The 14,822-nt window shown below is 59.2% G+C and carries 12 protein-coding genes; 11 read left to right on the forward strand and 1 reads right to left on the reverse strand.

The genetic code is table 11. The features are described from left to right. From ABF824_RS06435 to ABF824_RS06480, 10 genes are all read left to right on the forward strand, one after another. Positions 1 to 1,981 (forward strand): efflux RND transporter permease subunit (locus tag ABF824_RS06435; protein ID WP_415487219.1); only part of this gene is annotated, 1,981 nt, incomplete at its 5' end. Beyond that, positions 1,978 to 3,258: an efflux RND transporter periplasmic adaptor subunit gene (locus tag ABF824_RS06440; protein ID WP_415487221.1), complete on the forward strand. Its 1,281-nt coding sequence runs from the start codon at positions 1,978 to 1,980 to the stop codon at positions 3,256 to 3,258. The genes ABF824_RS06435 and ABF824_RS06440, both read left to right, overlap by 4 nt. Further along, positions 3,255 to 4,808: an efflux transporter outer membrane subunit gene (locus tag ABF824_RS06445; RefSeq protein ID WP_415487223.1), complete on the forward strand. Its 1,554-nt coding sequence runs from the start codon at positions 3,255 to 3,257 to the stop codon at positions 4,806 to 4,808. The genes ABF824_RS06440 and ABF824_RS06445 overlap by 4 nt, the downstream gene beginning before the upstream one ends. 247 nt (positions 4,809 to 5,055) lie before the next feature. Beyond that, the gene (locus tag ABF824_RS06450) at positions 5,056 to 6,459 is read left to right on the forward strand and encodes an alpha/beta hydrolase family protein (protein ID WP_415487225.1); all 1,404 of its coding nucleotides are present in this window, start codon (positions 5,056 to 5,058) and stop codon (positions 6,457 to 6,459) included. 253 nt (positions 6,460 to 6,712) lie between these two features. Beyond that, positions 6,713 to 7,588 carry a sulfate ABC transporter permease subunit CysT gene (gene cysT / locus ABF824_RS06455; protein WP_415487227.1) on the forward strand — a complete coding sequence of 292 codons (876 nt, stop codon included), beginning with the start codon at positions 6,713 to 6,715 and terminating at the stop codon, positions 7,586 to 7,588. Next, a complete protein-coding gene (gene cysW / locus ABF824_RS06460; protein ID WP_415487229.1) occupies positions 7,585 to 8,400 on the forward strand; it encodes a sulfate ABC transporter permease subunit CysW in 816 nt (271 codons plus the stop codon). Before cysT ends, cysW begins: the two co-directional genes overlap by 4 nt. Positions 8,401 to 8,403: 3 nt before the next feature. Next, a complete protein-coding gene (locus ABF824_RS06465) occupies positions 8,404 to 9,480 on the forward strand; it encodes a sulfate/molybdate ABC transporter ATP-binding protein (protein ID WP_415487231.1) in 1,077 nt (358 codons plus the stop codon). A gap of 118 nt (positions 9,481 to 9,598) precedes the next feature. Further along, on the forward strand, positions 9,599 to 9,916 hold the full coding sequence (locus tag ABF824_RS06470) for a DUF2849 domain-containing protein (RefSeq protein WP_415487278.1): 318 nt from the start codon (positions 9,599 to 9,601) through the stop codon (positions 9,914 to 9,916). Positions 9,917 to 9,928: 12 nt separating this feature from the next. Continuing rightward, positions 9,929 to 11,641, forward strand: a complete 1,713-nt coding sequence (locus tag ABF824_RS06475; RefSeq protein ID WP_415487233.1) for a nitrite/sulfite reductase — start codon at positions 9,929 to 9,931, stop codon at positions 11,639 to 11,641. After that, positions 11,628 to 12,122, forward strand: a complete 495-nt coding sequence (locus ABF824_RS06480; protein WP_415487235.1) for a DUF934 domain-containing protein — start codon at positions 11,628 to 11,630, stop codon at positions 12,120 to 12,122. The genes ABF824_RS06475 and ABF824_RS06480 overlap by 14 nt, the downstream gene beginning before the upstream one ends. 39 nt (positions 12,123 to 12,161) lie before the next feature. On the opposite strand, the gene ABF824_RS06485 is transcribed toward ABF824_RS06480, so the two are convergent. Then, positions 12,162 to 14,402, reverse strand: a complete 2,241-nt coding sequence (locus ABF824_RS06485) for a primosomal protein N' (RefSeq protein WP_415487237.1) — start codon at positions 14,400 to 14,402, stop codon at positions 12,162 to 12,164. 60 nt (positions 14,403 to 14,462) lie between these two features. Between ABF824_RS06485 and ABF824_RS06490 the strand changes: the two genes are divergently transcribed. Next, the coding region (locus tag ABF824_RS06490) for a site-specific integrase (protein ID WP_415487239.1) at positions 14,463 to 14,822 on the forward strand (360 nt) is incomplete at its 3' end.

The raw sequence follows: 14,822 nt of genomic DNA on the forward strand, positions 1-14,822 counted from the left end.
TGCTCTCGCGGTGGGTATTCTGGTCGATGACGCCACCGTCATGATCGAGAACATCGACACACATCTCGGTCATGGCAAAGATCTGGAAACGTCCATCATTGATGCGGCAAACCAGATTGTCATCCCGACTTTTGTCTCCACACTCTGTATCTGTATCGTCTGGATGCCTCTCTTCCAGCTCAGTGGTGTGGCGGGCTGGCTGTTCATGCCGCTGGCGGAAGCCATCATCTTCGCGATGCTGGCCTCCTTCATTCTTTCCCGAACGCTCGTTCCCACAATGGCGAAATATATGCTCGCCGCGCAGGTTGCCGCCGGTCATGGTGGCGAGCCGAAAACAGTGTTCGGCAGGTTCCAGCGCGGCTTCGAGCATCGCTTTGAGCAATTCCGCGGCGGTTATAAAGAGCTTCTGTCTGCTCTTCTGGCCATTCGCGCGCGGTTCATCGGCGGCTTTCTGGTCGCGGCTCTGGCTTCACTCGGACTGCTGTTCTTTGTCGGACAGGACTTCTTCCCCGAGATCAAATCCAACACACTTGCGATGCACATGCGCACACCGCTCGGCACCCGTATTGAGGAAGCCGGCAAGATTTCCCAGCTTGTGAATGCTGAGATCGAGCGCCTGCTGCCGGGACAGGTGGACTCTATCGTCGATAACTGCGGCCTGCCCTTCAGCCCGCTCAATCAGGCTTATATTCCCACCCCCACGGTGGGAACGCAGGACTGCGACCTGACCATCAGTCTGAACGACCCCGAATCACCGGTATCAGAATTTCGGCAGATTCTTCGAAAGGGCCTCAACCGCACCTTCCCCGGCACGCAGTTTACTTTCCAGCCTGCTGACCTAACGGCCAAGATTCTGAATTTCGGCTCTCCCGCACCAATTGATGTTCAGATTGTCGGGCGCAATCTGCGAGACAATTTCGCATTTTCCAACCGTCTTGCTGCCCGCCTGCGGCATGTTCCGGGAATTGTCGACGTGTCGGTGCAGGAGCCCATGACCACGCCGACCCTGCTGGTGAATGGGCAGCGCAGTTTCGCGCTTGGAACCGGCATTACGGAAGCGGATGTAGCCAACAACATGCTGGTTTCACTTTCCGGCAGTTCTCAGGTCGGGCAGGTTTACTGGCTTGATCCGGCTACGGGCGTTTCGCATCTTATCGACATTCAGACGCCTTCCAATTTCCTTCAGACACTCAACGATCTTGAGATCACGCCTGTCGACAAGGGCGACGGCAATCCATCGAGCAAGCCGCCGCAGCTGCTGGGCGCCCTGAGCAAGATTGAGGAAACGGGCACACCGGGTGAAATCGCGCATTACAACATCATGCCGGTGTTCGACATTTACGCCTCGAACGAGGGGCTGGATCTTGGGCGCGTAGCGGCTCAGGTCAATCGGATCATCGAACAGGAGCGCGAGCGCCTCCCTCATGGTTCTTCGATGAACATGATCGGACAGGGGCTGACGATGAACAAAGCCTATATCCAGCTGATTGGCGGCCTCGCCATGTCGGTTCTGCTTGTCTATCTGCTGATCGTGGTGAACTTCCAGTCGTGGCTTGATCCCTTCATCATCATCACCGCTCTGCCGGGAGCGCTTGGTGGCATCGCCTGGTCGCTGTTCCTGACTCACACGGCCCTTTCGGTTCCTGCCCTGACCGGAGCCATCATGTGCATGGGCACAGCAACCGCGAACTCCATCCTTGTGGTTTCCTTCGCCCGGGATGAACTCGCGCGGCATGGTGATGCTGTCCGGGCGGCGCTGGACGCAGGTTTCGAGCGTATTCGTCCCGTGCTCATGACCGCATCCGCGATGATTGTGGGCATGTTGCCTATGTCGATGAGCAACTCCCAGAATGCGCCGCTTGGACGGGCCGTGGTCGGTGGCCTTCTGGTGGCCACGCTCGCCACCCTCATCTTTGTGCCGTGCGTATTTGCCGCCATTCATTCACGACGCCACCGCAAGCAGGAAGGAGAAACAGCATGAGCGCCCAGCCATCAAAGGGACGCTTCCTGCTTGTGATTGTCGCGATCGTGGCCATCGTTCTTGCGGGCTGGGGTATTATCGAGCGCAATAGTCACTACGAAAAGCTCGCGAAAGAGACGACTGAGTCCGCTACCCAGCAAGTACAGCTCATTTCTCCGGAAGCCGGTCCTGCCCGCCGGACACTGGATCTGCCTGCTAATATCTCAGCCTGGTATCTCGCGCCGATCTACGCGCAGGTCTCTGGCTATGTGAAAATGTGGTACAAGGATATCGGCGCGCAGGTGAAAGCAGGCGATCTGCTGGCCGAGATCGACACACCGGGTCTGGACGCGCAGTACGCTGCCGCGAAAGCCAATCTGGACGTGGCTGTTGCCCGTTACAAACTGGCCCAGATCACGGCGAAGCGCTGGAAGGCACTTCAGGGAACACAGGCGGTTTCACAGCAGGAAGTCGACGTGCAGGCGGCCAATGCGGAAGCGGAAAAGGCGCAGGTTGAGGCGGCCCGCCACGAGATGGAACGCTTTCAGGCTCTCGAAGGCTTCAAGCGAATCGTGGCGCCGTTTGATGGCGTGGTCACCGCCCGTCTCGCCGATGTCGGTGACTATGTGAATGCCGGACGAGGCGATGTGGGGGCACGCGGCAACGCTACCGAACTGTTCAGCGTGGCTGATGTACACGCCATGCGCGTCTTCGTGTCGGTGCCGCAGGATTACGCGGATATTGTTACCCCATCCCTCACCGCTACACTGTCCGTTCCGCAGTTTCCGGGGCGGACTTTCGTCGCCCGTTATCTGACCACGGCAGCTGCCTTCAACGCCAACACGCGCACCGTCACCACGGAGCTGATGGTGGATAATCCCGCCGGTGAACTGTGGCCTGATTCCTATGCGACCGCCCATTTCGAAGCGCCGGGCGACCCACGCATTCTCATTCTCCCGCAGAGCGCGTTGATCTTCCGGGCGGAAGGCATGCAGGTGGCGATGGTTGACCCGAGCAATCACGTGCATCTTGTCTCCATCAAGGTCGGCACGGATCTCGGAAGCAGTGTGCAGGTTCTCAGTGGACTGAAGGCGACGGATAAGGTCATCAACAACCCATCGGCGGGTCTGCTTGATGGTGACAAGGTGAAAGTGGTTCCCGGAACACGCGGTTACAACCTGCCGTCCAACCCCGCGACCGCGACCGCGCACCACGACGCGGACGACCATAGTCAGGATGACACGCGGGCCATGCCGGAAGACAATACGCCGTCTCCGGAAGCTGGTGGTCGCCCATGAGGAAGCGGCTTTTCCGGCGATTTCTTGCTTCCATTCTGGCCTGTTCCACTCTTTCGGGATGTGATCTGGCCCCCCGTTACGAGCCGACGAAGCTGACTTTTCCCGACCATTGGAAAGGTCAGGGTGTCATGCAGTACGGTCAGCCGAATGAGACCGCCGTCAGATCCGACTGGTGGAAAGCATTTGGCGACCCAGAACTGAACACACTGGAAGACCGTCTGCTACAGGCCAACCCCGACTTGCAGGCCGCAGCCGAATCCTTCACCCAGTCCCGGGATGTGGCGGCACAGGTGGCTTCGCACCTTTATCCCCAGCTTAACGGCGCTGCGAGCGGCAACAAATACAAAGGTTCCCGCCATCGTCTGTGGCGTGGTGCTGGTGCGACAGGGCCGATGTACATGTCATCGGAGCAGTATCAAGCGGCTGCAACATGGGAACCTGACTTCTGGAATTCCCTTCGCAACAAAACACTGATGGCCAAGCAGGCGGCCCAGCAGGAAGCGGCCAATTATGCGCTGGCGCGCCTCAGCCTCGAAGCTGAACTGGCGTGGGACTATATGGCGCTGCGTGGACTGGATGCTCAGGACGCAGTCTACCGGGATTCCGTGAAATACTATGAACTTGCCGTCCAGATCACGCAGATGCGTCTGGCGGGCGCCATCGCGGCTGGTCTGGACGTATCGCGTGCGCAGGCCCAGCTTGAGGCGACAAAAGCGGAAGAAACGGACATCCTCGCCCAGCGTGACGTCATGGAACACGCCATCGCCGCGCTGGTGAACACGACTCCCTCTTCATTCCACATCGCACGGCGGGATACGATCGGTGTCGCGGACGTGACACCGGCTGCGGAACTGCCTTCCACCCTCTTGGAACGGCGTCCGGACATTGCTGCTTCCGAGCGGGAAATGGCGCAGGCGAACCGGGCGATTGGCGTCTCCCGCGCGGCGTTCTATCCGCATGTGACATTCAACGCCATGACCGGGTTCATGGATAACGGCTTCGATCTCGCCTCGCTTTACAACGCGATGTACCAATATGGCGTGCAGGCCGTTCTGCCTCTTTTTCAGGGCGGCATCAGACGCGCCGAACTCCAGCGGACCTGGTCGCAGTATCGTCAGTCGGAAGACCGTTATCGTTCGACCGTTCTTTCCGCGTTTCAGGAAGTGGAAGACGGTCTCACCAACATGAACCGGCTGCGCACGGAAACGACACAGCAGTCGCAGGCTGTGGATGCTGCACTTCGGACCCAGAAAATGACCATGCAGCTTTATACAGGCGGTCTGACCAATTACCTTGATGTCGTGGTGGCGCAGCAGGCGGCGCTTGTCGCCCGCACACGCCTTGCACAGGTTGAAGCGCGACAGAAACAGTCCGTGGTGGAACTGATCCGCGCCCTTGGCGGCGGCTGGACCAATGCCGATCTGCCTTCGACCAAGGAAATCCGGCCTTTCCGTCCGTTGCAGTATGAAGGTCTGCACACACCGAAGCCAGCAGGCGGCATTCCCACCTCAACTTCGACCGACAGCGCAGATCTGACGAGAACGCCATAGCGCTCATACGGGCGGCATGGCATCTCTTCTTGTGGTTGACGTATCTGCTGGCACCATCATTAAGACAATTGGTGTCCGCTGCTGTCAGAGTTTGCGTGCCCTTCGCGCATTCTGATGCATATTTAAAAAGTTCTCGCCAATGCTGCGTATCCTGTTCTGCTGTCTTTCTTTCTTCTCTCTAGTGGTGGTATCAGCCTCTCCACTTTTGGCAGCTTCCATCGCTCCTGTTTCAAATCGGCAAATCACGTTGCCCGGACATAGCGTTCCTTTTGAAGAACAGATTTTCCGTCTTCCCACTTCTGACGGCACGCTTCTCGAAACGACCCTTCTTCTTCCGCATGCCACCGGCCCCTTTCCTCTTGCCATTATCGTTGATGGCGCGAATGCAATTTCTGCCAAAAATCATGGTGCAAGAGCGAGTTATACCTATCTGGCTGGCTATTTCCTCTCCCGTGGATATGCCGTTTTCGTGCCCATGCCGCGGGGGTTTGCAGGATCGGAAGGGGCACTGATTTCGGATGGATGCGAACTGGCGGCGACAGGCGAACGGAATGCAGACGATATTCGCACTGTTTCCGAAGCCATAACGACTCTTCCCAATATTGATGCCAACCGCGTTGTAACGGCTGGCATCAGTTTCGGCGGCTGGGTTCAGATGGCAATGGCGACCAAACCCATTCCCAACACCAAGGCGCAGCTTCTCTTCTTCCCTGTCATACATGTTTCCAGCTGCCATAATGATTACGACAGGCTGATTGCTGGAGCAGCAGAACTGGGCACGCGATCAAAGCTCCCTACCCTCTGGGTGCAGGGAGAAAATGACAGTCTGGTTCCCACCGAGGTCTGGAAGAAAATGTTTGCGGCTTACCGCTCCGGTAATCCCAATGCATCGCTTGTTGACGTGCCGCCCTTTCAGACGGACTCACATGCGATGCTCAATGATCCGGACGGACTTAAACCGTGGATCACGCAAGCTGACGCACTTCTCTCTCACGTCGGCCTGCCTTCAAAGCCGGTTTTTTCCGATTACCTGCCATACATCGCGCCTGAGAGTTCCGGTTACGCCACGCTGGATGATTTCAGCAGACTTCCCCAGCAAACCGACATGATGAGAATGGGCTATCGGTTGTTTCTCACCAAGCATCAGCCCCGGGCCTTTATTGTCGGTGCTGATGCACAGGTTGTGGGGACAAACAGGCTGGACCCGATTGGCGAGGCCCTTGGTGCCTGCCGCGCCGTCACCACCAACTGCCGCCTCTATGCTTATAATAACCGGGTCGTCTGGCAGGCTAAAGACAATGTCGGCGCATCCTCCACACAGCAGACGATTACGCTGCCTTCGGGCAAAGTTGTGTCCATATTCTACACTACCCTGACACTCGACTGTAAGCCCCGGATTGTCCCCGCTCTCCATCTGGAAACCCCACCCGCTCACGGTGTTCTGGCTCTCGGCACATCCGTAACGGGGTATGCGCACCATACACAGGGGCCTCTGACCAAATGTAATTCCACGCGTGTGACGGGGTCCCTTCTGCAATACCGTTCAAACCCCGGTTTTCACGGGACAGACAAGGTTGTCATCACCAAGCAGATCAGCTCGGACCCGAAAGATCCTCCTGAGAAACTTGGATATACGTTTGTCGTGCAGTGAGCGGCATTATTTCACACATATAAATTGTGTATAATGTAAAAAACGCTGCCTATTGATGATTTCAGATTTCCGCCTTATGGTGAATTGGAAATAACAACGAAGCATTTTCGTTGTTTAACCTTCTCATCGTTCGGGTGGCGCATGAAACCGGCTTCTGTTCTTTTTCTGTCCGGAATGACGATTACAGGTAGCGCTGACGCCTGCGCTACCTCTGTAGCCGAAGGGAGGAGGTCATCCGATCTCCCGTCGCAAGATGGCTGACGCAGTGCTGTCCAGCCGTCGGCTGTTCGCATTCCCCCGATACCAGCGCGACCCACTACCCGGCTTTCGGCTGGCCCTGATCTCGACCCTGTTATGGATCGGCCTGATCGTTGTGCTGCCTCTGACGGCACTCGTCCTGCGTCCATGGCAGGAAGGGCTCGGCGCCATGACGGCGGCGCTCCATGACGGCCGGATGTTCGCGGCCTTGCGCGTCAGCTTCTCCACGGCGTTCGTCGCGGCCCTGCTGAATGTGCCGATCGGTCTGCTGCTGACATGGACACTCGTGCGGATGGAACTGCCGGGACGTCGCATTATCGATGCGCTGATTGACCTTCCCTTCGCCATTCCCACAGCCGTGACCGGCATCACGCTCGCGACGCTGTATGGACCGCAGGGATGGCTCGGCAAACCACTGGCCAGTCTGGGGATCAATATCGCCTACTCGACGGTTGGCATCATCGTTGCACTCGTGTTCGTCGGATTGCCGTTCGTTGTTCGCAGCGTCGAACCCGTGCTGCGTGATCTGCCACCGGAACTGGAAGAAGCGGCTGGTCTGTTGGGCGCAACCGCGTGGCAGACCGTTATGCGTGTGATCCTCCCTACCCTGCTGCCTGCAACCGTCAGCGGCTTTGGCCTCGCCTTCGCCCGGGGGATCGGGGAATACGGCTCGGTCATCTTCATTGCAGGCAACCAGCCGTTCCGGACTGAAATCGCACCGCTTCTCGTGGTCGTGCGGCTTCAGGAGTTCGATTATGCCGGAGCGACATCCATCGCTTTCGTGCTGCTGGCTGCCTCTCTGCTGTGCCTTGCGGGCGTAGCGTGGCTACGCCGTCGGGTTGCCCGGGGTCTCGTGGTGGGAGCTGAATGATGAAAAGCGCAAACCGCTGGGCACTGACAGTCGTTACCTGGCTGATCGTGATCGTCGTGCTGGTCCTGCCGCCCGTTCTCGTGGTGTCAGAAGCCCTGCGTGATGGACTTCCCACCGCCCTGCAAACACTGGCTGACCCGGATGCACTATCCGCCATTGAACTGACCATCGAAATGACGGTTCTGTCAGTGCTCATCAACACGGTCTTCGGCGTTCTGGCAGCGTGGGTTCTGTCGAAATACAGCTTCCCGTTCAAGAAACTGCTGGTGGCGCTGATCGAGATTCCCATCAGCGTGTCGCCCGTGGTGGCTGGCCTGATCTGGCTGCTGCTGTTCGGAACACAGGGATGGTGGGGCGCAGCGCTGGAGCAGTATAATATCCATATCGCCTTTGCCGCGCCGGGTATCCTGCTCGCCACACTGTTCGTCACCTTCCCCTATGTCGCGCGGACCGTGCTGCCCCTGATGGAACAACAGGGCCGCGACGCCGAAGATGCCGCCATGCTGCTCGGCGCTTCTTTCTGGCAGATCCTGTGGAAGGTCACCCTTCCGGATGTGCGCTGGGCATTGCTTTCGGGCGTGCTGCTGACAACGGCCCGCGCCATGGGTGAATTCGGCGCAGTTTCAGTGGTCTCCGGTCATATTCCCGGCATGACGGAAACAATGCCATTGCACATCGAAACTCTCTATAATGGCTACCAGTCGGTAGCAGCGTTCACGATGGCCGCGCTTCTCGCCCTGATGGCCATGGCGACTGTAGGATTCAAGGCCATGTTCGAGCAGCGGGCGCGGCGCCTCGACCGAGGGAACTGAAACATGAGCGTACACACCGAAAACCTCATCCGCCGCGCACCGGGCAATCCGGACCGGCTGCTGCTCGACCATATTACGGTCGATATTCCGGACGGTGCTTTCGTGGCTCTTGTCGGCCCTTCAGGCGCGGGAAAGACGACGCTCCTGCGCGCCATAGCGGGTCTGGACCCGTTCGATTCCGGAAAGCTCGTTCTGGATGGGCGCAACACGAGCGAACTTTCGGCGCGTGAGCGCAATGTAGGCTTCGTGTTCCAAAATTATGCGCTATTCCGGCACATGACGGTGGCGAAGAACATCTCGTTCGGTCTGGATGTGCTGCCACGCAGTCAGCGTCCAAGCAAAAGCGAGATTGACCGGCGCGTGGAAGAACTGCTCGATCTCATCCAGTTGCCTGATCTGGGTGGAACCTACCCGCAACGCCTCTCGGGCGGCCAACGCCAGCGTGTTGCTCTGGCGCGCGCCCTTGCCACAAATCCACGTCACCTGCTGCTCGACGAGCCCTTCGGCGCGCTTGATCCGGTCGTACGCCGTACCGTGCGTCAGTGGTTGCGCTCGCTGCATGACCGACTTGGCCTGACGACCATTCTTGTCACGCACGATCAGGAAGAAGCTCTGGATGTGGCTGACCGACTGGTGGTGATGCAGGATGGACGTATTGTTCAGGATGCTGGAGCAGAGACGCTTGAAGCCCGACCGGCCACACCTTTTGTGATGGAATTTCTGGGCGAGACGCTTTCCTTCCCCGGCACTGTAACCGGTGGGCTGTTTCGACCGGAACAGGCGCATGTGGCCCCCTTTACACTCTCAGGTATTGCCGATGGACCAGCCAAAGTTTTGATCCGGCCCCATGAAGTGCATCTGACACCTGACAGCGCAGGAGCAGCGGTCCAACGGGCTGGATCGCGGTATGGGCTGACCCGTCTCCTGATCGATCTGGAAGGACAGACAGTGGAAGTGCTGGCGCCTGCTCACGGCGATAATTTCTCAGGCGGCGCAAAGCTGCATATCGCCGCGGGACGTCTTTTCCGGAATGACAGGCTGCTGGAAACCGCAAATACGGAACAGATTGCCGCTGAATGACAATTCACAACATGTCTATGTGATTTACCGCTTTCCGGTTGTCATTACAGACGCAAACGCTTAGTTCTTTAGCCCCGGCCCAGCCGGAAAGCCTTCTCAGAGGATCGATTTCGACGTGGTGGATATCAGAAGCAACAGACGCGATGAGGATGGACAGAGCGTCATTACCGCAAACCGGCTGCTGGACGGTGTTGTGGTGTGGCGCGCCAGCGATGGCTCATGGAAGGAACAGATTCCGGACGCAGCGGTTGTGCCGAACACAGACGTTGAAAGCCTGCTGTCTTCCCTGAAGGGCAAGGCACAGGAACTGGGTCTGGTGGGCATCTATGGCGTACAGGTACGCGATGGCTCTGATGGCAAGATCGTACCTGTCACGTCCCGCGAACGTATCCGGGCCTTTGGTCCGTCCGTTCACCCCGAATTTTCACCGCTCTGAAAGGGGTGCAGCATGTCAACTGAAACCATGACACGCGCTGAAGCGGCACCTGCAACACTTCCCGTCGGTCGCTATGGCTATGATGCGGTAGACCGCGCTTTTCTGCGTGAACGTATCGAGCAGTTCCGTGATCAGGTGAACCGTCGCATCTCCGGTGAACTGAGCGAGGAAGAGTTCAAGCCGCTCCGCCTGATGAACGGCCTGTATCTCCAGCTTCACGCTTATATGCTGCGCGTCGCCGTTCCTTATGGCACGCTGGATTCACGGCAGGTCCATGCGCTTGCCCGTATCGCGCGCGAGTTCGACAAGGGCTATGGCCATTTCACGACGCGCCAGAACATCCAGTTCAACTGGATCAAGCTGGAAGACACTGTCGCAGCGCTGGAAGTGCTGGCTGAAGCCGAAATGCACGCCATTCAGACAAGCGGCAACTGCATCCGCAACACGACTTCCGACGAATTTGCAGGTGCTGCGAAAGACGAACTGCTTGACCCCCGCGTCCACGCGGAGATCCTGCGTCAGTGGTCAACCCTGCACCCTGAATTCACGTTTCTCCCGCGCAAATTCAAGATCGCCATTTCTGGCAGCACGCATGATCGGGTGGTGGCGCGTTTCCACGATATTGGCCTGATCGCCCGCCCGGGACCGCATGGTCGTCCCGTTTTTGAGGTTTTCGTCGGTGGCGGGCTTGGTCGCACGCCGGTTGTGGGTGTCAGCCTGCGCGACGATCTCCCGGAAGAGGATCTCGTCGCCTATCTGGAAGCGATCCTGCGCGTCTACAACGAGTTCGGACGACGCGATAACATCTATAAGGCGCGTATCAAAATTCTGGTGCAGGCGCTTGGACCGGACGAATTCCGTCGTCGCGTCAACGATGAATTCGCCAGCATGGACCGTGCGCGTTACCGGCTGGAGCCGACCATTGTCGCGGCGATCCGCGCACGCTTCGGTGCACCGGACTTTGCGCCGGAAGGCAACGCGGCCACCATTCTCGCGGAAGATCGCCGTCGTGATGCGGCGTTTGACGCGTGGGTGCGGACCAACACGCATGAGCACAAGGCACCCGGCTATATCTCGGTGGTTGTCTCGCTGAAACCCGAAGGTGGCATACCGGGAGACGCAACAGCGGATCAGCTTGATCTGCTGGCTGATCTGGCCGAGGAATTCAGCTTCGGCGAACTGCGCGTGACGCATCTTCAGAACGTGGTGCTGGGCCATGTCCGGCAGGATCAGCTTCACACGGTCTGGCAGCGTCTTTCGGAAGCCGGTCTCGGCACACCGAACGTGAACTTCATCACGGATATCGTGGCCTGCCCCGGTCTGGATTACTGCGCCCTCGCCAACGCACGTTCGATCCCCATCGCACAGAAGATCAGCGAACGCTTCGCCAATCTCGAACTCCAGCGGGAAATCGGCGAACTACGCATCAATATCTCGGGCTGCATCAATGCCTGCGGCCATCATCACGCGGCCCACCTCGGTATTCTCGGTGTGGACAAGCGCGGCGAGGAAGCCTTCCAGATCACTCTGGGCGGCTCGGGCGAAGAAGATGCCTCGATAGGTCAGATCCTCGGCCCGGCCATGAGCGAAGATGATACGGTCGATGCCGTTGCACGCCTGATCGACCTTTATCTCGCCCGTCGGGAGAAGGGCGAACGCTTCCTCGATACCTATCGCCGCCTTGGCACCGCAGCCTTCAAGGATGTTGTTTATGCCCCTGCTTGAGAATGGACGTCCAGTCGAGGACACGTGGCGTTACGCTGTCGAAGGTGAAGCGCTCGGCGCGGGTGATGTGATTGTTCCGCTTGACCGGCTGAGCGAAGGCTTGGGACGTTCGGAAGGAAAGCTTGGTGTCTCGCTGCCCAACAGTGAGCCGGTTGCCGTTCTGAAAGAGTCCCTTCCGAAACTGTCTGTTGTGGTCGTCAATTTCCCTATCTTTCGTGACGGACGCGCTTTCACGCAGGCACGTGCGCTACGTGAGCACCTGCATTTCAAAGGTGAAATCCGTGCAGCCGGACACATCCTGCCGGACCAGTATGAGTTTCTGATCCGCTGTGGCGTGAATACGGTGGAAATCTCCGGCAATGCCGATCTCGCACCTTGGGAAAAGGCGCAAAGTCAGTTCAAGGTCGCGATGCAACCTTCGCCGGTTCTGGATGAGGCGCCCACAGGCTTCGGCCTCCGGCGGTTTCTGACCACGCCCTGATTTCAGATGAGATGAAACGGCATCTTCCGCTGTTTCATCTCACATGAACGACACCGGATCGACATCCACATCGACACGCACACTACTGGTCAATGTCACCTGCGCCAGCCAGTGACGCAGGATCGGTTGAACAGCGATATTCCGTTGGGTGCGCAGCAGAAGCCTCCGACGATGCCGCCCGCGTAAGATGGCCAGCGGAGCGGGCACAGGGCCAAGCACATCAATACCATTGCCGTGAGGTGCGGCGAGCCCCAGTTGACGGGCTGCTTTGTCGGCGGCATCGGCGTTTTCGGAACTGATGATGAGGGCCGCCAGACGACCGAATGGGGGCCAGAAACCGGGCCGTCTCTGCTCGGCCTCCTCCGCCATGAAAGCCGCAAAATCGCCGGATACAAGCGCCTGCATGACGGGGTGTTCCGGCATGAAGCTCTGCAACAGTACCTCGCCGGGCGCTTCTGCACGGCCCGCACGACCCGCGACCTGATGCAGAAGCTGCATTGTCCGCTCACCTGCCCGGAGATCGGCCCCTCCTAGCCCAAGATCGGCATCCACAACACCCACCAGCGTCAGATGAGGAAAATGCCAGCCCTTGGCGACAATCTGTGTGCCGATAATCAGATCCACTTCCCGTCGGGAAATCTTGCCGACGGCTTCCGCCGTGGCGGTCGGTCCGCTGATCGTGTCACTGGCCATGACCATGATACGCGCATCGGGAAATTCGCTGCGGGCTTCTTCAGTAATCCGTTCTATACCCGGTCCGATGGCCGTGAGGCTGTCCTCTGCGCCACAGGTCGGGCAAGCGGGAGGCACAGGCTCGGTATGTTCGCAATAATGACAGGCCAGAACACGTTTTTTCCGATGTTCCACCAGCCATGACGTGCAATGCGGACACTCCATCCGATGCCCGCAGGCGCGACAGAGCGTAAGGGGGGCATAACCTCGGCGATTGAGAAACAGCATCGCCTGTTCGCCACGCTCCAACCGCGTCTTCATGGCTTCCAGCAGCACTGGAGAGAGAAACAGTCCACGTGGCGGCGGATTTTCGCGCATGTCGATGGTGTGGGTGTCCGGCATGGCCGCACCCCCATGTCGCGCTCGCAGAACGAGATGTCGGTAGCGTCCCGACTCGACATTGTTCAGTGTTTCAAGGCTGGGTGTCGCGGAAGCCAGTACCACTGGCGCACCCGTCAGCCGCGCCCGCAGAACCGCCATATCCCGGGCGTTATAGGTGACGCCCTCTTCCTGCTTGAAAACAGCCTCATGCTCTTCATCAACAATGATCAGCCCGAGATCATCGAACGGCAGAAAGAGCGCAGAGCGGGCACCCACCACCACTTTTGCTGTGCCGTTCTCACAGGAGGCCCATGTGAGCCGTCTGGCTTTCTGACCGATTTCGGAATGCCAGACCGCAGGACGCACGCCAAACCGCTTCGCAAACCGTTCCATCCATTGAGATGAAAGAGCGATTTCGGGCAAGAGTACCAGCGTCTGCCGCCCCTGAGCGAGACATTCAGCCACGGCTTCCAGATAGATTTCCGTCTTGCCCGAGCCGGTCACGCCCTCCAGCAGCGTCGCAGAAAAGATCCGTTCCGCCACACGGGCGCGTAGCTCGCTTGCCGCAAGAGCCTGATCGCCTTCCAGCATTGGCGGATTATGAAGCGGATCAGGTTCGGGAAAAGGCGCGGCGGCTGCCATCAACACGCTGCGCAACACACCGGCATCCGCCAGCCCCCGCACCACCGACACACCGACACCCGCCTTCTGGGCAAGTTCGGCTGTTGTCATAGGCTCCGCATCGAGAGGAAGGGCGTGCAGCACGGCAGTGCGCGCTGGTGTCATGCGGAGAGAAGAAGGTGGCTCGCCTGCCCTCACCCATCCGGCTGTCGGGGCCGTCTGTTCGCCACGCAAATGGGGCCGGAGCGCCATGGCCAGCACCATCCCGGGCGGTGCCAGTGTATAGGCCGCGACCCAGTCGATGAACTGACGCAGGGCGGCAGGCATCGGTGGCAGATCGAGCCGCTCTTTCAGCGGGCGCAGCCGTGCATCCGCCACGTCCGGTGGTGGGGGTGGTGTCAGATCCGCTGGGAGTTCGGTCGGTTCCCAGACCACGCCAGTTTCCCGGCGTCCCCCCAACGGCACCACCACGATATCTCCCGGCGCAAGCGAGTCGCCCAAAGCGGGGGGCACGGCATAATCAAGGGGATAAGGGAACGGCAACGGGAGCAGAACAGACACGCGCTTTCGCGAAGGGGGAGGTTCCAGTAGGCTGCTCTGCACCATGATGGCTTTCTGTAGCCTTTTCGTCGTGTCCTGTCTCGCCCTGTCACGGAGGTTCGTGCATTGAAGGCTGAAGATGCTGTGCAGCAGTTTCTTGCCTGGATGAGCGCCGAGCGCGGTGCCTCGGCCCACACGATCGACGCCTATCGTGGTGACCTGACGCGTTTTCTCGCCTTTCTTACACAGCATCATGGGGGCGAACCGACGCTCGACACACTCGCCAGCAACACCCTTTCCGATCTGCGCGCATGGCTGGCCCACGAACAGACCCAGTCTCTTGTCCCGCGTCCCGGTCGAGGCAACGGCAATCGCGATGCCTCGCCCCGCCCACGGTCGCGGGGGGGGGGCGCCCGGGGGGGCTTGGGGCGGTTTTGTTCGGGGCCGGGGGGGGGGGGGACACCCCCCGCCGCCCGGCCGGGCCCG

The organism is Acetobacter sp. (assembly GCF_047721705.1).
Lineage (GTDB): Bacteria > Pseudomonadota > Alphaproteobacteria > Acetobacterales > Acetobacteraceae > Acetobacter.